This window comes from Nocardia sp. NBC_00508 (assembly GCF_036346875.1).
In the GTDB taxonomy this organism is placed as follows: Bacteria; Actinomycetota; Actinomycetes; order Mycobacteriales; family Mycobacteriaceae; genus Nocardia.
Map to the genome: position 1 here is coordinate 7,498,145 of NZ_CP107852.1, position 19,983 is coordinate 7,518,127.

At 67.6% G+C, this 19,983-nt stretch carries 22 protein-coding genes; 12 read left to right on the forward strand and 10 right to left on the reverse strand.

Going from position 1 to position 19,983, the window contains the following annotated elements; genetic code table 11:
• Positions 1-46 precede the first annotated feature (46 nt).
• Both OHA40_RS33650 and OHA40_RS33655 read right to left on the reverse strand, forming a co-directional pair.
• Positions 47-1,015, reverse strand: coding sequence for a dTMP kinase (locus OHA40_RS33650; protein ID WP_330230830.1), 969 nt, complete (start codon positions 1,013-1,015; stop codon positions 47-49).
• Between the two features lie 4 nt (positions 1,016-1,019).
• Positions 1,020-1,499, reverse strand: a complete 480-nt coding sequence (locus OHA40_RS33655; RefSeq protein WP_330230831.1) for a DNA-directed RNA polymerase subunit beta — start codon at positions 1,497-1,499, stop codon at positions 1,020-1,022.
• A gap of 227 nt (positions 1,500-1,726) precedes the next feature.
• On the opposite strand from OHA40_RS33655, the gene OHA40_RS33660 reads away from it, so the two are divergent.
• A complete protein-coding gene (locus tag OHA40_RS33660; protein ID WP_330230832.1) occupies positions 1,727-3,070 on the forward strand; it encodes a helix-turn-helix domain-containing protein in 1,344 nt (447 codons plus the stop codon).
• On the opposite strand, the gene OHA40_RS33665 is transcribed toward OHA40_RS33660, so the two are convergent.
• Complete coding sequence (locus OHA40_RS33665) at positions 3,043-3,600, reverse strand: GNAT family N-acetyltransferase (RefSeq protein ID WP_330230833.1); 558 nt, start codon at positions 3,598-3,600, stop codon at positions 3,043-3,045. The two genes, OHA40_RS33660 and OHA40_RS33665, sit on opposite strands and share 28 nt — an antisense overlap.
• A 361-nt stretch (positions 3,601-3,961) precedes the next feature.
• Positions 3,962-4,837, reverse strand: a complete 876-nt coding sequence (locus tag OHA40_RS33670; RefSeq protein ID WP_330230834.1) for a VOC family protein — start codon at positions 4,835-4,837, stop codon at positions 3,962-3,964.
• 86 nt (positions 4,838-4,923) lie between these two features.
• Here OHA40_RS33670 and OHA40_RS33675 point away from each other — a divergent pair, with 86 nt between their 5' ends.
• Positions 4,924-5,874, forward strand: a complete 951-nt coding sequence (locus tag OHA40_RS33675) for an Lrp/AsnC family transcriptional regulator (RefSeq protein WP_330230835.1) — start codon at positions 4,924-4,926, stop codon at positions 5,872-5,874.
• A gap of 133 nt (positions 5,875-6,007) precedes the next feature.
• Positions 6,008-6,628 carry an HAD family hydrolase gene (locus OHA40_RS33680; RefSeq protein WP_330230836.1) on the forward strand — a complete coding sequence of 207 codons (621 nt, stop codon included), beginning with the start codon at positions 6,008-6,010 and terminating at the stop codon, positions 6,626-6,628.
• A 69-nt stretch (positions 6,629-6,697) separates the two neighbouring features.
• On the opposite strand, the gene OHA40_RS33685 is transcribed toward OHA40_RS33680, so the two are convergent.
• A complete protein-coding gene (locus OHA40_RS33685; protein WP_330230837.1) occupies positions 6,698-7,522 on the reverse strand; it encodes a class I SAM-dependent methyltransferase in 825 nt (274 codons plus the stop codon).
• A 226-nt stretch (positions 7,523-7,748) separates the two neighbouring features.
• On the opposite strand from OHA40_RS33685, the gene OHA40_RS33690 reads away from it, so the two are divergent.
• The 3 genes from OHA40_RS33690 to OHA40_RS33700 all read left to right on the forward strand — a co-directional run bounded on the left by OHA40_RS33690 (position 7,749) and on the right by OHA40_RS33700 (position 10,827).
• Entirely contained in the window at positions 7,749-8,897 is a 1,149-nt protein-coding gene (locus tag OHA40_RS33690; protein ID WP_330230838.1) for an acyl-CoA dehydrogenase family protein, read from the forward strand.
• An 11-nt stretch (positions 8,898-8,908) separates the two neighbouring features.
• Positions 8,909-9,661: a 3-oxoacyl-ACP reductase FabG gene (fabG, locus tag OHA40_RS33695; RefSeq protein ID WP_330230839.1), complete on the forward strand. Its 753-nt coding sequence runs from the start codon at positions 8,909-8,911 to the stop codon at positions 9,659-9,661.
• A gap of 308 nt (positions 9,662-9,969) precedes the next feature.
• Complete coding sequence (locus OHA40_RS33700; RefSeq protein ID WP_330230840.1) at positions 9,970-10,827, forward strand: helix-turn-helix transcriptional regulator; 858 nt, start codon at positions 9,970-9,972, stop codon at positions 10,825-10,827.
• 14 nt (positions 10,828-10,841) lie between these two features.
• Here OHA40_RS33700 and OHA40_RS33705 read toward each other — a convergent pair whose 3' ends face one another.
• Complete coding sequence (locus OHA40_RS33705; RefSeq protein WP_330230841.1) at positions 10,842-13,124, reverse strand: excinuclease ABC subunit UvrA; 2,283 nt, start codon at positions 13,122-13,124, stop codon at positions 10,842-10,844.
• A 199-nt stretch (positions 13,125-13,323) separates the two neighbouring features.
• On the opposite strand from OHA40_RS33705, the gene OHA40_RS33710 reads away from it, so the two are divergent.
• On the forward strand, positions 13,324-13,902 hold the full coding sequence (locus OHA40_RS33710; RefSeq protein ID WP_330230842.1) for a class I SAM-dependent methyltransferase: 579 nt from the start codon (positions 13,324-13,326) through the stop codon (positions 13,900-13,902).
• Between the two features lie 232 nt (positions 13,903-14,134).
• Positions 14,135-14,530: a hypothetical protein gene (locus tag OHA40_RS33715; protein ID WP_330230843.1), complete on the forward strand. Its 396-nt coding sequence runs from the start codon at positions 14,135-14,137 to the stop codon at positions 14,528-14,530.
• 24 nt (positions 14,531-14,554) lie between these two features.
• Here OHA40_RS33715 and OHA40_RS33720 read toward each other — a convergent pair whose 3' ends face one another.
• The 3 genes from OHA40_RS33720 to OHA40_RS33730 are packed head-to-tail and all read right to left on the reverse strand — an operon-like array spanning position 14,555 to position 16,789.
• On the reverse strand, positions 14,555-15,439 hold the full coding sequence (locus tag OHA40_RS33720) for an LLM class F420-dependent oxidoreductase (protein ID WP_330230844.1): 885 nt from the start codon (positions 15,437-15,439) through the stop codon (positions 14,555-14,557).
• A 59-nt stretch (positions 15,440-15,498) separates the two neighbouring features.
• A complete protein-coding gene (locus tag OHA40_RS33725) occupies positions 15,499-15,699 on the reverse strand; it encodes a hypothetical protein (protein WP_330230845.1) in 201 nt (66 codons plus the stop codon).
• A 10-nt stretch (positions 15,700-15,709) separates the two neighbouring features.
• A complete protein-coding gene (locus tag OHA40_RS33730; protein ID WP_330230846.1) occupies positions 15,710-16,789 on the reverse strand; it encodes an SDR family oxidoreductase in 1,080 nt (359 codons plus the stop codon).
• 111 nt (positions 16,790-16,900) lie between these two features.
• Between OHA40_RS33730 and OHA40_RS33735 the strand changes: the two genes are divergently transcribed.
• From OHA40_RS33735 to OHA40_RS33750, 4 genes are all read left to right on the forward strand, one after another.
• Positions 16,901-17,527, forward strand: a complete 627-nt coding sequence (locus OHA40_RS33735) for a TetR/AcrR family transcriptional regulator (protein ID WP_330230847.1) — start codon at positions 16,901-16,903, stop codon at positions 17,525-17,527.
• Between the two features lie 60 nt (positions 17,528-17,587).
• On the forward strand, positions 17,588-17,899 hold the full coding sequence (locus OHA40_RS33740) for a nuclear transport factor 2 family protein (protein WP_330230848.1): 312 nt from the start codon (positions 17,588-17,590) through the stop codon (positions 17,897-17,899).
• Positions 17,900-17,941: 42 nt separating this feature from the next.
• On the forward strand, positions 17,942-19,084 hold the full coding sequence (locus OHA40_RS33745) for an alkaline phosphatase family protein (RefSeq protein WP_330230849.1): 1,143 nt from the start codon (positions 17,942-17,944) through the stop codon (positions 19,082-19,084).
• A gap of 106 nt (positions 19,085-19,190) precedes the next feature.
• Positions 19,191-19,514, forward strand: a complete 324-nt coding sequence (locus tag OHA40_RS33750) for a hypothetical protein (RefSeq protein ID WP_330230850.1) — start codon at positions 19,191-19,193, stop codon at positions 19,512-19,514.
• Between the two features lie 9 nt (positions 19,515-19,523).
• On the opposite strand, the gene OHA40_RS33755 is transcribed toward OHA40_RS33750, so the two are convergent.
• Complete coding sequence (locus tag OHA40_RS33755) at positions 19,524-19,946, reverse strand: MmcQ/YjbR family DNA-binding protein (RefSeq protein ID WP_330230851.1); 423 nt, start codon at positions 19,944-19,946, stop codon at positions 19,524-19,526.
• Between the last annotated feature and the right edge of the window lie 37 nt (positions 19,947-19,983).

Genomic DNA, 19,983 nt, shown 5'->3' on the forward strand with positions numbered 1-19,983 from the left:
CGCTGCTCCCTTCACTGGATCGTGTTCGGTCATCATCGTTGCCTGCCTACTGCTCGGTGAGTGGACCGCCCTGATCGGCGCCTCGGTCCGCCTGAATGCGAGGCAGGACGAGATCGCCGATCGTGCGGGCGGTGTCGAACGGCTGCTGGTGGGTGCAGTCGAACTCGACAACCGGCCACCCGGTGTCAGCGAGCTCGGCGGCGACTTCGTGGAATCGGTCGGACTGGATCCGGCTGCTGTCGCTGGCGCGTTCGAATCGATCGTGCGCGCCTCGTGTCATGAGCCGTAATGCCAGGGCGCGGACGTCGGCGTGCAGAATCACCGCCAAATCTGGCACCCGTACATCGTGATTGAGCTGCCACACCAACCACGGGTCGAGGCCATCGAGTACTTGCAGCACGAGCGAGGACGGCAGATAGCGGTCACAGACCACAACCGCGCCCGCCTCGATCGCCCTGACGATCTCACTGGCAAGTTGATGATGCCGATCGCCAGCAACCAAGCACGCCAACGCGATTCCCCGATAGGTGTCGGCCTGCGCACGGATAAGATCGCCGAGCACTGTAGGGCTGGGCTGTGCCGTGGCGTGCACACGCACCCCTCGGCTGCGCAGGTAGCCGACAAGCTCGCGGATAGTACTGGACTTGCCAACCCCTCCCGGCCCGTCGAGAGTAACCAGCATGCCTGCACCGGTCATCGTATCCGTATTTTCGGGTCGCACCTGATGACTCATGGGTTCTTCTCCGTCCATTCCCAGGGCGGCCTGGCCGATGGTTGCCCCTCGAATATCACGCTGACACGGCTCCAGATAAAGGCGTTCGTTGGGCAAACGAGGCAGTCCAGCTGCGTCGCCAGGGATCACGGTCACCGCATCTGGATAGTGGTAAGCGCGCCAGTCCTGCACGAAGCGCAACGCGGCCGTCAGACAGGCGGCGAAATCAAGACGCACATCATGGAGCTGGACCGATAGATGAACGTCGCCTTCTTCGGGTCGCGGCGACAGCTGCGAATCCACGACGTCACCGCCTGCGCTGCGGTTGGCAAGCTCGAACGCACTCGATGACAGCCATGCCGGATGGGCGGAAGGCGTTGCGTGGTGGTGTCACCCAGACGCGGAATCCCGCCTGCCGGGCGCCGGGCGACGGCAACGCGATTTGCGCACCGAAGCGCGATACCGAAACGTTGAGCCGGAACAACTCAGCAAACAGCCTGTTCTCGTCCGGCACATCCGGGACGATGAGAAAAGTCCATCGTTTCGAGCGCGGATGCGAGACGATCGGACCGAGCTGCACACCCTGACTGTGCATACGGGCCTTCACGGCAGCGCCGAGCAGATGAGGCATGGTTATCGCGCCAACTCTGCCCATAGGCACGATGATGCTTCCGAGTTCGGGCTGAAGCCGTGCAGGTAGTCCGCAGGTCTCTCGATAAAAACGGCACCGTGTCAAAGCCGTATCGGCCTGTACAGGCGGCAGCACTCGAGTTTTGTCCAGCCCCATCCCCAGTCTCCCTGCTCGTGGTGTGATGAGCACCCGGCGCCGAGGAGCATGCGCCACCGACCGACCGCTCACGGTGGTCGGTGTGTCGTTGCGGGGCAACGACATCGACCCGGTACCGGGTGCGGGTCCAGAATCCGGTGACGAGGCGATGCAATACAGGTACGCAGCAGGCATTTTGGTCCTACTCTTCCGGTATTCGACACGTCGAGGTGAGGGGTGGGCCAGCGATGATCCACAAATGGAGTGGTGCCGATGTTCTGGTGCTTCGTACGGCGATGCGGCTGACGCAGGAGGAATTCGCGGCGGTCTGTGGGCGTGCGGTGCGAACGGTCGGAAAGTGGGAACAGCAGGGCAAGGAAGCCCCGCTGAGCCCGCGGTCCTCGGATGTCATGGACACGCTGCTAGACGGTCTCAGCCCCGAGCAGGCGTACAGGTTCTATTACGAAGGTGCATCGCTCACGCCTGCGATTGCCACCCTGTCGCCGCCGACCCGCCTACACTCGCCTCTGGATGTCGAATTGCGGACGTGGGTCGAGATGAATCGGCGTGAGTTGCTCTCTCTGTTCGGTGGCGTTGCTGGTGGGCTGCCCGCTGTCGCCGCAATCTTGGCTGGTCTGGATCCAGACGAGCAACGCCGAGTTGGTGAAGTACTCATCCGGCCCGACCGGGTGGACAACGTCACCATCGGTCACATCGAGGCTGCGCTGGAGATTGCGCTGTCGCAGAACGACCTCTACGGTCCCCACACAGTAATTCCGATGGTCTCCGCTCAGCAGGCGATCGCATCCGCTCTGCTGCGGCAGGCGCCCAGCCACTTGCGGCCGCGATTGCTGACACTCCATAGCCAGCTCGCGCAGCTGGCCGGGTGGATGCACTTCGACCTGCGTGACTTCCGTTCCGCTAATTCCAACTACGAGCAGGCCCGCGAATCCGCGCACGACGCTGGTCACGACGCACTCGTCGCCCTCGTCCTGTGTAACCTGAGCTACCTCGCCACCTGGCGCGGATCTCCACGGACAGGGATCGATCACGCGGTGGCCGCGCAGAACTGGGCACGAAGCGTCGATGATCGCCTGCTACGCGCCTACGCCGATGACATCACCGCGTTCGGCTACGCCACCACCGGACGTCATCAGGCGTGTGTCACGGCGCTCGACGCTGCCGACGCCATCTTGGATGACGTTCCACCAGAGGAGAACTCTGTCGCCTACTTCCATGGGCCAGGTCTTTCGCTTGCGTTTCGAAGCGACTGCATGTATCGGCTCGGATGTGCGCCCGAGGCGCAGGATGCGGCCGAATCGTCGCTCGCTCTCATCGGCGAGGGCTTCACGCGCAATCGAGCACTGGCCTACATCGACCTCGCGCATGCCCATATCTCGGCGTGGGAGATAGACGAAGCCGCAAAAGGTATCGGCAAGGCAGCCGGTCTAGCCATCGAGTGCCGTTCAGACCGGCTCATCGGCATCATCGCTGATGCGCGATCAGAGCTCGATCAATGGACTGATGCTCTGTGCGTGCGTGAGCTCGACCAATTGCTGATGGACTATGGACTCCCCAGCTCCCGGATATAGACGTCGAATTCCGGTGATACGAACCCCGGCGTGCTCTGCCGCCCAACCAGCCACCATCCACCGAGCGCTCGATAGAACGCATGCGAGTCTTCAGCCTGCGGCTGGACCGCCAGCGTCGCCCGCTCCTCGGGTCGACTGTCGAGCAGCGTATCCAGCAGTCGGCGGCCGTTACCATGTCGGCGCATCGGCTCCTGGACGGCGAGATCGATCACCGCGAAAGTCCGACCAGGCCATTCACGCGTGACATCCGCGGGTACCGGCTGTTGGAACCCGTCCCACCATACGGTGTTGATGGTCAGTGTGCTTCCGTAGACGAACCCCGATAGGGCGCCGCCGGATTCCGCGAGAGCGATGCCGAAGCTCGGCAAGTCGATCATCTTGGAGAGCATCTGCCGATGCCGCTGCGACTCGGTCGCCGGCCAGACGAACGGGGGTGCTGAGAATGCTTCGTCATACAGCTCGCAGATCGCATCGAAGTGATGCCGTGCATCCTCGGCGGTTCCGATCCGGACCGATGTCACGTCGTCCATGGACCCGACCATAGATTCGAACAGACGAGCATGAGCGGAGCACTCCTCCGGACGAGTTGGCTGGGCGCTCACCATCGGGCCACCATGCGGATGGTCTCGGCCTGGTACTCCGAACCCTTCGGCCGCGATCGAGTCGATCAATATCGTTCGTCGGTGGCTGGCAGCGCACTCTGACATGGCGGTGGTTCAGCAGGTCGAGAACGAATACCAATCGACGGTTGCATTGGTCGGATAGGGCTGGCATGGCATCGGAGGAGTTGGCGGCGCTGCGCAGCGCGTGCGAAGCGTTTGGGTTCGACCCCACAGCTGCGGAACTCATCCACCATTCCAGCAATGCCGTCTACGTTCTGCCTCGACAGAGTCAGGCCGATACGAAGAACAGACCGGCGCCATAGGCGTCGCGAGCGGAGACGAAGAAGCCCTCGTCCGTTTCCCGGAGGGCCACGCCGGAATTCTCGATGAGGCTGCGCGCGACGGCGAGATCGTCGACCGCGATGGTCATGGCGGCCAGATATGACGGCGCGGGTGCCGGTTCGCCCGGCAGCACCGCCTCGGCTTGTGACGCGCGCACTAGCTCCAGCTGTCCGGCGCCCATTTCCAGCACCGTCCGCGGTCCTTTGCGCACGACGGGCGCGCCCAGTATCCGGGCGTAACGGTCGATGATCGCGTCGGCCTCGGCGTCGGCCGCGACGATCAGCACCGCGGCGATGGCGCGTGCTCCGTTCGGGTGCGACAGGTAGCGCGGTTGGTGCACGTACTCGCGGGTGAGATGCTGGGCGACGCCGAGCATCGCCTCCGGCGTCGAAGTCGGGTCCACGTGCACGGCCCGTGCACGCACGGTGCGGACGCCGTCCTCGGTCTCGACATCGCGCTCCAGGTCGAGCACGCCGGTTGCTCGCACACCTGCCGCGACGAGTTGCTCCCGCGCCGCCTCCGCGTCGCCGGTTTCGAGATTGAGCAGGCGGAATCCTTCGTACTGGTCGGCCATCGCCTTGGTGTGCCACGGGTCCGGTGCGGACTCGTCCACGATGCCGAGCAATTCGAGGTAGGAGCCGCCGAACAGGGCGCACCGGTTGGCCGTGCCGCCCTGCACCGGCGCCTCGCCCGGACGTGCGCTCAGCAGGTGGCGCGAGCGCGGACTCAGTGTGAATCCCAGGTCGAGGTAGCGGCGTTCCAGACCGTCGAGATCGCGGGTCAGAATGCCGGTGTGGTGAATGGCGTCGATTGTTCTCTGCACGCCGTCAATGCTCGCCATGTGCGCCCATAGCGCGGCGTCACCGCGGCCGATACGCCGGATTCCGACATTTGCCCTACCCTGACGTGGTGGATTCGGTCATCTTGGACGACGTCGACCGAAGGCTGCTGCACGCGTTGCAACTCGACGGCCGCGCGCCGTTCAGCAGGCTCGCGCCGGTGCTGGACGTTTCCGAGCGCACCCTGGCCCGGCGCTACCGGCGACTGCTGTCGACCGGCGCACTGCGGGTGACCGGGCTCGCCGACACCAAACGCGCGGGCCATGCCGAATGGCTGGTCCGCCTGCGGGTGCGACCGGATGCCACGGCCGCGCTGGCACGCGGGCTGGCACGCCGCATCGATACCGCCTGGGTGACGGTCATGTCCGGCGGAGCCGAGCTCGCCTGCCTATTCCGCGTCCCGGACGAAGCGCCGCTGCCCGAACTGGCACGCCACCCGGCCGTCCTCGCCGTCGACGCACATCAGGTGCTGCGGCATCTCATGCAACGCCGTTGGCAGGGCCGTATGTCGGCGCTGTCGGCCGAGCAGAGCGCGGCAGTGCGCCCGCCCGAGTCCACGCCGCACGCGCCGCTGGTCCTGACCGACCTCGACGAGCGCCTGCTTCCGGTGCTGGCCGCTGACGGCAGGGCGGCGTATCCGCAGCTCGCGAGGGCGGTCGGCTGGTCGGAATCCGCTGTGCGGCGGCGGGTCGAGGAATTGCGCCGCGGCGGGATGCTCGGGTTCGACGTCGAGATCGATCCCGTGCTGTTCGGGTTCACCGTGCAAAGCTTGCTCTGGTTGTCGGTCAGCCCCGGTCGTCTGCTCACCGTCGCGGACGCGCTCGCCGCCGATCCCGAAGCGGGCTTCGTCGGCGTGATGACCGGCCCGCACAACCTGCTGGTGTGCATCGTCTGCCGCGACACCGATGCCTTGTTCCGCTACACCACCGAGCGGATCGGGTCGCTGCGCGGGATCGAACGGATGGAGATCAGTCCGATCAGCGGCTACGCCAAGCGCGCCGCACCGCCGCGATTCACCTGAGCCAGTTCGGCGGGAAATACGAAATCTCCCGCCCGACAGCCGCATTCGAGCCGACACCGACCGCAACACGCAGTCCACGTGAGTCACGTAACACGCCGCGCCGCGGCGAAAACCAACGCAGTAGGGTCGAGTGGTGACCTGGACCGTGGGCTTCGACCTCGATATGACGCTGATCGACTCGCGGCCCGGCGTGGCGCGTGCCATCGACACCCTCGCCGCCGAGTTCGACCTGCCCCTGAGCGGCACGACCTTCGCCGACCGGCTCGGGCCACCGCTCGCCACGCTCCTCGTCGAAGCGGGCGCTCCCGAGGGCTTGGTCCCTGACCTGATCACGCGATATCGCGCGCTGTATCCGACGCTCGTGTCGACAATCCCGCCGATGCCGGGCGCGAACGCCGCGCTGGAGGCCATCGAGGCCCGCCGCGGACGGGTGCTCGTGGTCACCGGCAAGCACGCCCCGCTCGCACGGCTGCATATCGACGAACTCGGTTGGCGCATCGACCATCTCGCGGGCGATCTCTGGTCGGCGGGCAAGGCGGCGACGCTGGTCGAGCAGAGGGCGGATCTGTTCGTCGGCGATCACATCGGCGACATGCGCGGAGCACAGGCCGCGGGAGTCCTCGCGGTCGGCGTCAGCACGGGTCCATGCACGGCGGACGAACTGCGCGCGGCGGGCGCGGACGTGGTGCTCGCCGACCTCACCGAGTTTCCCGGCTGGCTCGCGGCGGAGTTCGGCACGGTCGCCGCCGGTTGACGCGGCGCCTCGAAACGCGGCGTCATAGGCACCCGACGGGCGCCGGTTGTGGCACTACGTGCGGGGATTTCAGTTGGCGGGCTTCGATGCCTTCAGCGAGAACATCAGCGGGACGCGCGGCTGCTGGTCCGGCAGGCGGAAGATCCCATCCGTCCCGGTCAGCGTGTGGAACCGGGGGAACAGGGTGAAGTCGTGCTCGTGGAGGAATTCCACCCGCAGCCCGGCCGTGCTGAGCGCCGTGAGGATGTCACCGAGGCTGTGCTGCCATTGCACGGTGACGTTCGCGGTGGTCGGCGCGTCGGGATCGGCGTAGGTACCGGACTCGTCCCAGACCTGAGCCTCCGGATCGAAGTAGTCGTAGACGACCGTGCGGCCGTCCTCGTCGCTCAGCATGTTGCTGAACGGATGGAACTCCGCCAGGTACAAGAACCCGCCGGGCGCGATCAGCGAGGCCACGACCGTGGCCCATCCCTCGATGTCCGGCAGCCAGACCAGCGCGCCGACCCCGGTGTAGACGATGTCGTAGGTCTGCCCGCCGAGCGCTTCGACCGCATCGTAGACGTTCGCGGCGACGAACCGCGCGTCCGCGGCACCGATCCGCAGGGCCAACTCGGTCGCTGTCCGCACGGCCGGTTCGGAGAAGTCCAAACCGGTCACCGTGGCACCATGCCGCGCCCAGGACAACGTGTCCGTGCCGATGTGGCACTGCAAGTGCAGTAACCGCCTCCCACGCACATTCCCGACCTCGGCGAGTTCGAAGTCCCGCAAAGCTTCCGCGCCCTCGATGAAACCGGGCAGGTCGTAGAATCCGCCCGCGGCGTGAATCGGCACTCGCTCATCCCAGTTGGCGCGGTTCAAGACGATCCAGTCCTCGGCTCTCGCATCCGCACTCATGGGGTGCGATGCTAGCCAGAGACTGATTGCGGCTCAATCGATTTACTCCCGGCACACCGCCCTCGCAGCCGAACGATGGCTCGACCGACAGGACGCCCGACGGCCGATTCCCGCCACCACAAAACCGGGGTACTACCGGAACCCGGCTCACCAGCGGTGGCGCGGCCCACGCGATCTCCGTCGAAAAACTTGCACTGTTAGTTTATTGGCGGCTAGCCTTCCGCCCGTGAACCTCGAACTCTCCGACGAGCAGACCGCGGCGCGGCGGCTGGCCGCCGATTTCGTCGATCGCGAGATCGCGCCGCATGCCGCGCGATGGGATCGCGAGGAGTCCGTCGACCGGGCGATCGTCGGGCGGTTGGGCGAACTCGGCTTCCTCGGACTCACCATCCCCGAGCAGTACGGCGGCAGCGCGGGCGACCATCTCACCTACTGCCTGGTCCTGGAGGAACTCGGGCGCGGCGACTCGGCCGTGCGCGGCATCGTCTCGGTCTCGCTCGGCTTGGTCGCCAAGTCGATTCACCACTACGGCACCGAGGAACAGAAGCGGACCTGGTTGACGCGGCTCACCGCGGGCGAGGCGCTCGGGTGTTTCGGGCTGACCGAACCGGGCAGCGGATCCGATGCCGCCCAGCTGCGCACCCGCGCGGTGCGCGACGGCGAGGACTGGGTCCTGTCGGGCACCAAGATGTTCATCACCAACGGCACCTGGGCCGACGTCGCGCTGATCTTCGCGCGCACCGGCGGCGAAGGACATCAGGGCATCACCGCTTTCCTGGTCCCCACCGACTCCCCCGGCTTCACAGCGCGCGAGATCCACGGCAAGCTCGGATTGCGCGGGCAGGCCACCGCCGAACTGGTGCTCGACGGCGTACGCGTACCCGACAGCGCCCGGCTGCACGCCGAGGGCAAGGGCTTCACCGTGGCGATGGCGGCGCTGGCCAAGGGCCGCATGTCGGTCGCGGCCGGGTGCGTCGGCCTGGCCAAGGCGTGTCTGGACGCCGCGGTCGGCTACGCCACCGAACGCGAGCAATTCGGCAAGCCCATCGCGGGGCACCAACTCGTGCAGGAACTACTCGCCGACATAGCGCTGGACGTGGACGCGGCCCGGCTGCTGGTCTGGCGGGTCGCCGATCTCATCGACCGCGGTAAGGAGTTCGCGGTGGAGTCCTCGAAGGCGAAACTGTTCGCCTCCGAGGCCGCGGTACGCGCGGCCGACCGGGCGGTGCAAGTGTTCGGCGGCTACGGCTACATCGACGAGTTCCCCGTCGGCAAGTACTTGCGTGACGCCAAGGTGATGACCCTGTACGAGGGCACCAGCCAGATCCAGAAACTGCTCATCGGGCGCGCATTGACCGGCGTGGCCGCCTTCTGAGAGGACATCGCATGCACCGCTTCACCGATCGGGTCGCCGTGGTCACCGGCGCGGCCCAGGGCATCGGCGCGGCCACGGCGCTGCGCCTGGCCGCCGAGGGCGCCGCCGTCGCCGTACTCGACCGCAACTCCCCCGGCGAAACCGCCGCACGGATCACCGCGGCAGGCGGTGTGGCGCGCAGTTACGTCTGCGACGTCACCGACCGCGCCTCAGTCCAGGCCGCCTTCGACCGCGCCGCCAGCGATCTCGGCAACCCGCAGATCCTGGTGAAAAACGCGGGCATCAACCGAGACGAGCTGTTCTTCCGCCTGTCCGAGGACGCCTGGAACGCCGTCCTCGCGGTCAACCTGACCGGTGCGTACCACTGCGCGCAGGTCGCGCAGACATTCATGGTGGCCCAGCGCTACGGCCGGATCGTGTCGCTGTCGAGCCGCTCGGCACTGGGCAATCGCGGTCAGGCCAACTACGCGGCCGCCAAGGCGGGCATCCACGGCTTGACCGCGACGCTCGCCATCGAGCTCGGCCGCTACAACATCACCGTGAACGCGGTAGCGCCGGGCTATATCGCCACCGCGATGACCGCCGCCACCGCGAACCGGGTCGGCATGACCGCCGAAGACCATCAGAAGACTGTCGCGGAACGCACGCCGCTGGGCCGGGTCGGACAGCCCGAGGAGGTCGCGGCGGTCATCGCCTTCCTCGCCAGCGACGAGGCGAGCTACGTCAGCGGCCAGACGCTGTACGTCAACGGCGGCGCGCGCTAGCGCATTTCTCTCGACTCACCACGGCACCGGTCCGGTGCGGTCGAAGAATCCGCCGGTCGGTCCGTCCTGCCCCAGCGTGGCCAGCCGCACGACGGCGTCGGTGCCCTCGGTGACGGTCTGGAAGCCGGCGTGGCCTATCAGATCCGTCGCGGTGTACCCAGGGTCGGCCGCGTTGACCTGAATACCGGGCAGTGCACGCGAATACCATGCTCCCAGCGTCGTGTTCCCGACACCGGCGTACCAGGGCCACCAGCTCTCGGGAGTGGCGATCCTACCCCGACTGTGAGCGACTGCGGCATGATCGGGGTGTGGATCGAACCGAGCTGGCCGCGTTGCTCCGGCATGCGCGCGACCGGGCACGACCGGGCGATGTCGGGCTGCCCGCGGGGTCGCGCAGGCAGGTGCCCGGGCTGCGACGCGAGGAGGTCGCGCAGCTCGCGGGCGTGAGCGTGGACTACGTGGTGCGGTTGGAGCAGGGCCGCGGTCCCCATCCGTCCAGTTCGGTGCTGGCCGCGCTCGCTCGCGCGCTGCGGCTCAACGACGAGGACCGCACGCTGCTGTTCCAGTTCGCGGGGGCGGCGCCACCACAGGAGGGCCGCATCGACATGGTGGTGCGGCCGAGCATGCTACGTCTGCTGGACCGAATGGTGGACCTGCCCGCGCTGGTGCTGTCGGCGAAAGCGGATGTGCTGGCGTGGAATCCGATGGCGGTCGCGTTGTTCGGCGATTTCACCGCTTGGCCGCCTGCCCAGCGCAATGTCATCTGGCAGCGGTTCCTCGGCACCGAACGCGGACGCATCGCGATGACGCCCGCCGAAGCCGACAACGCTGCCGCGCTGTCGGTGGCGAGCCTGCGCAGTGCGCGCGCCCGCTACCCCGACGATCCCGGACTACTCCGGTTGGTCTCCGAACTCCGTTCGCGCAGCCCCCGTTTCGAGCAACTGTGGACCGCACGACGGGCCGGTCAGTGGCGCAGCGAAAGCAAGACCATCGATCACCCGGAACTCGGCCAACTGCGGCTGGACTGCGATACCCTGCTGGTCCCGGACACCGACCAGGCCATGGTGGTCTACTCCGCGGCGCCGGGAAGCCCGGAAGCCTCGGCGCTGGATCTGCTGCGGGTCACCGGAACGCAGCGCTTCACCATCGCCGAGTCTTCTGGCTGAGGTAGCCCGGTCGGCTACGCCGCCTTGTACCGGCGCAGGTACTCGCCAGTGAGCGAGGTCGGGTCGGTGAGCAATTCGGCAGGCGTTCCGGTGAACACGATCTCGCCGCCATCCTTGCCGCCGTCAGGACCCAGGTCGATCACCCAGTCCGAGTGGGCGACCACGTCGAGGTTGTGTTCGACCACCACGACCGTATTGCCTCGCTCGACCAGGCCGTCCATCAGCGCGAGCAGAGTGTCCACATCCGACATGTGCAGGCCGGTAGTGGGTTCGTCGAGCACGTAGACACTTCCGGTGTTCTGCAGCTGCGTGGCCAGCTTGATCCGCTGCCGTTCGCCGCCGGACAGCGTGCTCATCGCCTGGCCCAGGCTCAGATAGTCCAAGCCGACCTCGTTCATGGTGCGCAACTTGGTGTGCAGCGCCTTCTCCGCGAAGAAGCCCAGCGCCTCTTCGGCCGTCATCTCCAGCACGTCGGCGATCGACTTGCCGCGCAGAGTCAGGGCGAGCACATCGTCGGAGAATCGCCGCCCGTCGCAGGCGTCGCAGTGGGTGGTCACCGGATCCATGTAGGCGATCTCGGTGATGATCACGCCGCGGCCCTCACACTGCTTGCACGCGCCCGCGGAGTTGAAGCTGAACAGGCCCGGCGATTCTCCCGTCGCCTTGGCGAACAGCTTGCGGACCGGATCCATCAGGCCGAGATAGGTCGCGGGCGTGGACCGGGACGACGCCGCGATCGGCGACTGGTCGACGAAGATCGCCTCCGGGTGTTCGACCACGAACACATCCCGGATCAGGCTGCTCTTGCCCGAGCCCGCGACACCGGTGATGGAGGTCAGGATGCCGGTCGGGATCCCGACGGTCACGTTCTTCAGGTTGTGCACCGTCGCACCCTGGATGAGCAGCTCACCCGTGCCGCTGCGGAAGGTCTCCTTGACGCGGAAGGGTCGGCGCAGCCCGGCGCCGGTCGGCGTGTCGGCCGCGCGGAGGTCGGCGAAACTGCCCTGGAACACCACCTGCCCACCATGCACGCCCGCGCGCGGGCCGACGTCGACGACGTGGTCGGCGATCTGGATGACATCCGGATCGTGCTCCACCACGATCACCGTGTTTCCCTTGTCCCGCAACGCCTTCAGCAGGTTGTTCAACCGCCCGACATCCCGCGGGTGCAGCCCCACGCTGGGTTCGTCGAAAATGTAGGTCAATCCGATCAGCGTGCTGGAGAGGTGCTTGATCATCTTCAGCCGCTGGCCCTCGCCACCCGACAAGGTCGAGGTCGGCCGATCGAGGCTGAGATACCCGAGGCCGATGTCGGCCACACGCCCGAGCGCGGTCCGGATGGCACCGGCCAGACCCGCCGCGGCCGGGTCGGTGATCTGGTCGAGCACCAGCATCAGATCGGTGATCTGCAACCGCGCCCAGTCCGCGATATTGCGGCCGTCGATCTTCGTGGCCAGCGCCGCCTGGTTGAGCCGCGCGCCCGCGCAGGTCGCGCAGACACCCTCGGTGAGGAATCGCTGCATCTGCTCCCGGGTCTTCTCGCTGAGCGTGGAGGTGTCCCGCTGCAGCCTGGTGCGGGTGAACTTGGTGGCGATGCCTTCGTAGTTCGCTTTCCAAGTGCCCTTGCTGAAGGTCAGCTCGACCTTGCCGCCGGTGCCGTAGAGCAGGTCGTGGAATTCCTCGTCGGTATAGTCCGACAGCTTCTTGTCCGGATCGAATCGGCCGGATTTGCCGTACAGCTGCCAATCCCCGCTGCCCACACCGTAACCCGGCACCAGGATCGCGCCCTCGTTGAGCGACTTGGTCCGGTCCAGCAGCCGGTCCGGATCGGCGCGCACCGTGACGCCGAGGCCGTCGCAGTCGGGGCACATGCCCTGCGGCACGTTGAAGGAGTAGTTGTAGACGAAACCGGCCGAAGGCGAGCCGAATCGGGCGAACATCGCGCGCACCATCGAGAAGATGTCGGTCATCGTGCCCACGGTGGAGCGCGGTCCGCCGCCCACGGGCTGCTGATCGATGATCACCGGCGCGGTGAGGTTCTCGATGGCTTCCGCGTGCGGCCGCTCATAGCGGGGCAGGAAATTCAGGATGAACGCGGGAAAGGTGGCGTAGAGCTGGCGCTGCGATTCGACGGCGATGGTGTCGAAGACGATCGAGGACTTGCCGGAACCGGAGACGCCGGTGAAAACGGTGATCTTGTTCTTGGGGATCTCCAGCGACACGTCGCGAAGATTGTGCTCGCTGGCTCTGAGCACTCGGATGACGTCGGGAACAACGGCGGATTCGGCGGAAGGCATACCGGACACCTTGCCATCCCCTACCGACAAAATGCCCCACGTAATGTGATGTAGATCACATAATTTTCTTGTTCTGCGCAGCCGGCCGTGTTCGCCGCTGAAATCAGTGGGCAAGCTCGGCCGAAGCCTCGCCCGCCCACGCCGAGGATCGCGCCTCGATCGAGACGACCGCGGGACGGCGATCTCTAGAGTGGGCGACGTGCACGAGGATCCCTACTGGAATCACAACACCCACTACCACCCCTGGCTGCTGAAGCAAGTCCCGGACTCGGCGCGCACGGCCCTCGATATCGGCTGCGGCGACGGACTGTTGGCGGGCAAGCTGGCCCGTCGCGGACTCACGGTCACCGGAATCGATGTCGACGCAGGGATCCTCGCGCAAACGACGCCCTCCGCTACCGCCGTACGGCTCGAGCAGGCCGATTTCCTCGACTATCCCGGCACTTTCGACATCGTGACCACCGTGGCGACCCTGCACCACGTTCCGCTGCGCGAAGGCATGTCCGCGCTGCGCCGCATGGTCGCGCCCGGCGGCACCCTGGCCGTTGTGGGGCTCTGGAACATGACCCCGCGCAACGACTTCCACTACCTCCCGCTGCTGCCCGCAATCTGGGCTCTGGACGCTGTACACAGAGTGGGCGGGCCCGGCGCGCGGGTACGCGATCCCCAGGAGGGCTACGCCGATATCCATACCGCCGCAGCGGAACTCCTGCCCGGAGCCCGGCTACGGCGACGACTCATGTGGCGCTACACCCTGCTCTGGCGCAAGCCAGCATGATCGGACCTCCCAGCTCGGCGGCGCCGGACTAGAGTCGTGGCATGCTGTCGCCTAGGGAGCACAGAACGCGAAAGGCCACCGTCACGCTGCCCGGCGACGTCGCCGCTCGACCCCGCCGCGTGGACGGCCGGATTCTCGGCGCGAGAAGCTCTTTCGAGCCCATCGACCACGCAGCGCGGAACCTACCGCCACTATCCGAGCAGGAGGCAAGCGGCCCACACGCCGGCGCCGCGTGACAGCCCCGGCGCTGGGTGGCGTCGTCTTGGACGCCGCCGCGGTCGTCGCATTCGTCAATCGTGCCAACTACGCCCAGGCGGTTGTCTGGGCGACCGTCGACGCGGGCAACACCATCGTCGTCCCGAGCACCGTCCTCGCGGCGGCGAGCGCCCACATTCCCGCCGACCGGCTCGACATCCTGACCGTGCTGGTCGGCCTACCGCACACCGTGATCCCGGTGTTCGATCGAGCGGCAGCGCATCGGCTCGACGCAGCCCGCGGCGCGGAAGCCCTGGTCGCCGCAGGCCACGCCACCCGCGAGGCGGTCTCCCGAGACTGGCCCTGCCTGACCGGTCGCCCGAAGCGGCTGCGCCAGATCGACCCGCGCGTCATCATCGACGCGCTCCCCTGACCCTCGCCCGCCCGGCGACGCGGCTCAGCGCAGCAGCTGGATGACCGGAGCGAACTTCTCCATACTGTCCTCGAGGACGGTGATGTAGCTGATGCCGTAGCGGTCGCGACGATCGCGCAGGCGGTCGGCCATCTCCTCGGGGGTGCCCATGAGCAGGATGGGATGATCCTCAGGGGAGTCGGCGACGTCCGGCGGCAGCGCGGGGCCGAAGACCTCGAGCACGCTCGCGCGTTCGGCGGGCGGAACCACCCGCTGGACAAGGATGTTGAACTCGACCTTGTCCAGCCGGGGACCGAGCAATTCCCGCACGTAGGTGACGCGCTCCTCGGTTTCGGCGAGTCCGGCCATCTGCAATGGTCCGCCGTTGCGTGCGGCCGCCGCGCCGGTGAAGGCGATGATGTCGGCGTGCCGCGCGGCCACGGCCAACAGCCGATCACCCCAGCCGCCGATGAGCACGGGCGGGCCCGACGGCTGCGCGGGCTGCGGCTGGTACTCCGGGTCCGAGAACAGGCTACGTAGCGTGATTACGGTGTTCTCCAGGTGCTCGACGCGTTTGCGGCCGCTCTCGAACGGGATACCCGCGGCTTCGAACTCGGCCTGCACGTAGCCCGCGCCGAGGCCGAGTTCGACTCGTCCGTCGGTGAACTGATCGGCGCCGGCCACGTCCCGGGCCAGCAGCACCGGGTTGTAGAACGCGGTGTTGAGCACGAAGGTGTTCAACCGCACTCGCTCGGTCGCCTCGGCGGCCAGAATCATCGCGGGGAACGGCGCGGGAAGTCCGAGGTGATCGGCGACGCCGACCACGTCGAAGCCGAGTTCCTCTGCCCTACGGCACTTTTCGATCCAGTACGACCGGGACTCGGGGACCACCATGTTGACACCGAACCGGAAGGGGCGCTGCGCAGTCACGCGTCTTGTCTAGCGAACCGGGCGACGCGGGTCGACTCCGGCCCCCGCCTGAGGTCCGTTCAGCACTGTGTGAGCGCGCCCGCGCCCGCGGTGATCCCGAGCAGCGCCACCATGGTGGCGGCCACCGGAACCGGACGGCGCAACGTCCGCCGGACCGAGGCGGCACGCCGCCGCTCGGCGGAGTTCGCGCCCGCGGCCCGCCGTCCGAACCAGCGCCGCACCACGACGACCGTGCTGATGATCAGTGTCGCGATCAGCATGACGTGCTCCTCACACGCGCGCGGCCGACCGAGCCGGTGGCCACGACCCGGTCTTCCGCTGGGTCGGCGCCGCGACGATCCCGTGCTGGAGCAGGCTTTCGGCGGTGTCCAACAGCGATTCCCGGACCGGTCGCATGGTCCAGCCCAGTTCGCGACGAGCCTTCTCGGCACTGAGCAGTTCGGTGCGTCCCAGCGTCGGCACGGTGAGCCGAACGCCTTTGTCGAAGATCGCGACCGAGCGCACCAGCCAGTTCGGCAGCTGCCTGGTCGGAACCCGGAACCCGCGCGGGCCGTACTCCTCGGCGAGGACGCGTGCCATGTCGCCCATCCAGAGGTGCTCACCCGCGCAGATATAGCGGTTGCCCGCGGCTTCCGGCGTCTCCAGCGCGAGACGATGCGCCACCGCGAGATCGCGCACGTCCACCGGGGCCCAGCCGACCCGGGGTGTGCCAGGGATGTCCCGGGCCAGCAGCCTGCGCACGGGCTCGTGCGAGGTGCTCGTCGCCGCGGACCGTACCGGCCCGAGCACCATGCCGGGATTGACGACTACCAGCTCGAACGCGTCGTCGGCCGGCAGCTTTCCGACGAAGTCCCATGCCGCCCGCTCGGCCAGGGTCTTGCTCTTCTGATAGGCCGCGCTGCGCTCGACCACCGTCCAGTCGGCCTCGGTGCGCACCGCGTCCGCGGCATGCCCGTAGGCGATCGCCGCGGTCGACGAGGTCAACACCACTCGGCGCACGCCGTCGACGGCGGCGCAGGCGCGCAACACGCGCAGGGTTCCCTCGACCGCGGTGTCGATGAGCTCGCGTTCGTCGTCCGGCGGTGTCGTCGGGAACGGCGAGGCGACGTGCATGACCTCGGTGCAGCCGGAGACAGCGGCCGTCCAGCCGTCGTCGCGGTCCAGGTCCGCTCGGGTGAACTCCAGCTCGCCCCCGGTGCGCTCGGCCAGCTCGACCAGGTGCGCTCGTTTGCCGGTGGCCGCGAGGTCGCGGACCGTCGCGCGCACGGCGTAGCCGTGCTCCAGCAACTCGGCGATGACCTGACCGGCGACGAATCCCGTCGCGCCGGTGACCAATACCCGTGTGCTCATCTGTTCATCCGTCCCGTGGAGTGGCTACCGCGACGCAAATCTGAGCGCCGCTCAGATAATCTAAGCATCGCATAGTTAGGTTGTCCATGGCACGTCGCATACGCTCGGAGGGTGAAGCGGACCAGTTATCACCACGGCGCCCTGCGCGACGCGCTGCTGGCCGCCTGCCTGCGTTTGATCGAGACCGAGGGCCTCGCCGCGGTCAGTCTGCGCCGGGTTGCCCGCGAGGCCGGAGTGAGCACCGCCGCGCCCTACCATCACTTTCCCGACCGGGCCGCCTTGCTCGCGACGCTGTCCACCCAGGGCTTCCAGTTGCTCGGCGAACAGTTGGCAGCCGCCCGCGCGGACGCGGCCACGCCCATGGCAGCCCTCACGGCGCTGGCCGATACCTACGTCCGGTTCTCCCGCGAGCAACCGGCCTATTTCCGATTGATGTTCCGGCCCGAGCTCTCCCAGCCCGACAAACACCCCGACGCCATGGCCGCGGGCGACGCCGCGTTCGCCGTGCTCGCCGACGCGATCGCCGAATGTGTGCGGGCGGGGACGCTACCCACCGACAAAGCCGACACGCTGGCGGTCATGTTCTGGGGACTCGGCCACGGCTTGGCCTCGCTGTGGCTGGACGGACAGTTGGAAAAACGCGCGGGACAGTTCGGCGCCACCGCGTCGGATCTGGTGGACGACGTCATGCGGACCTTCGCCGCACTGATCGAGCCCAGCGCACCGCCGCTGACCTAAAGTAGACGCCAGAGGCTTGCTGTCTGATTCTCCCCCCATCGATCCGAGAGGACGACACGGATGAACGCCCAGCTGGATCCGACGGTGCAGGAGTTCGTCGACGCGCTCAACGCCAACGATCAGGACCGGTTCTACGCGGTGCTCACCGATGACGCGACCATGTCCGACGACGGCGTGGAACGCAACCTCACCCAGTGGACCGCAGCGGAGATATTCGATAGCAACGGCCGCATGCAGGTCGAATCCATCGGTGACGACGGCACCGAACTGGTTGCCGACTACACCAATTCGCGGTGGGGGTCGATGCGCACCAACTGGCGGTTCGTCGTGCGCGACGGCAAGGTGAGCCGCTTCGAGACCGGACAGGCCTGAATGCCCTTGCCATCCGGCCGCCCACGTTGACATTCTGACGTCGTGTTCGTCGCGCCCCGCTACGGTATGGATTCTCTGGCCGATCTGTTTCCCTCGGTCCTGGCCGGACTCGGCGTGCCCGGCGCCGACGACCGCCTGGGTCTCGAACTCCACGTCGACCGGGTCTGCGTCCTGCTGATCGACGGGCTCGGCTACGAAGCGCTCACCGCGAATCCCGCTGCGGCGCCGTTCCTGTCCGGCCTCGCGCCCGCGCGGCTGACGGCCGGGTTCCCGACCACGACCGCCACCAGCCTGAGCTCGCTCGGGGTCGGCGCCCCGCCCGGCGAGCACGGGATCGTCGGCTATCTGCTCAATATCCCCGGCTACGACCGGCTGCTGAATCCGCTGGCCTGGCGGCTGCACGGCGACCCGACCAAAGCCGATCTGCGCACCGAGCTCCTGCCCGAGGAATTCCAGCCCCTCCCAACGGTTTTCGAACGCGCCGCAGCCGACGGAATCGCGGTCGCTCAGGTCTCGCCGCGCGATCAGGCCGGGTCGGGGCTGACCAGAGCGGTCTTCCGCGGGTGCGAATTCCGCCCGCAGGTGTCCGTCGGCGACCTCGTCGCCAACGTGGCCGAGGCGGTGCGGTGCGGGCCGCGCTCGCTGGTCTACACCTACCACGGCTACCTCGACCTCACCGGACACGTGCGCGGCCCCTCGTCCCGAGCCTGGGAATTGGAGCTCGCCCACGCCGACCGGCTAGCCGCCGCACTGGCCGAACAACTGCCGCCCGGCGCGGCGCTGCTGGTCACCGCCGACCACGGCATGGTGGAACTGGACGGACGCGTCGATTTCGACACCACCGCCGCGTTGCGTGATGGAGTCCGCGAACTGGGCGGCGAGGCCCGCGCCCGGCACGTCTACACCGTCGCGGGCGCGGGCGCCGACGTCGAAGCGGCCTGGCAGGACACGCTCGGCGCCGACTTCGAGGTACTCACCAGGGATGCGGCGGTGGCCCGCGGCTGGTTCGGCCCGACGGTCACCCGCTCGATCGCCGAGCGCATCGGCGATCTCGTCGTGGTCGCCCGCGGGCGGCGTGGCGTCATCCGTAGCGGCATCGAACCGTTGCAGTCGCGGCTGATCGGCCACCACGGTTCGCTCACCCCGGCGGAGATGAACGTCCCGCTGTGCGTCTTCCGCGCCTGATGGGCGCCATGCCACCCGCCGGTCGGTGAACACGCAGGCACATTGGCCTTAGGGTGGACAGCGATCGCGGCAGGTCTCGCCGTGCACGAACCTTCAGGAGGAGCCCATGAACGCCACGCTGTCACGGACCGGCCGTATCGGCCTCGGGATCGCGGTGGTCGCCATGGCGCTCGCGGGCTGCACCGATGTCGAGCGTGCCCTCAACCGCGGCGGCGACACTCCGTGCAGCGAGTACATCAAGCAGGACCAGGACACCAAGCGCACGACGATCACCAAGTTCGTCAAGCAGCAGAGCAAGGACGACCGTGAGCCCGCGGGCACCGTGGTGGACGCCACGATGGTGTCGGTCGACCTGCTGTGTGGCGCTCAGGCCAACGCCGATACCCCGATCAAGAACGCCGACGTCGCAGGCATTTTCATCCGCAAGTGACGGTGCCGGTCAGCGTGGCGGGTGGGTGGCGAGCCAGTCCGCCGCCCGCTTGCGCGAGGCCCGCGCCAGCCAGGCATCCTGGATCACCTCGGTGAGTTCCGCACGGCTCAGCTCGCCGATGCGGCACGCGCGCACCAGCACCGAGGGATGCCCGTCGAAATGCCGGGTCGTGAAGAACGGCGAGTCCGGGTCCTGGACCAGCGCCTGCTTGTCCGACTCCGACGGCACCCAGAACACGATCACATCGGCGTAGCGCTCGCCGGTCACCGGATCGAAGGCATCTGGACGCGGATTCCGGAAGAACACGAACGATCTGCCGCCGACCTGATAGACCGGATTGCCGCGTGGTCCGTCGATACGCGTCACATGCGGCATGCCGGAGGCTGTCTCGTGGACATCGGCGAGGCGGGCCCGCCGCGAAACGGTCGCCATGTCAGCAGCGTAGGCCGTCGCGGCGCGGATCGCCGAA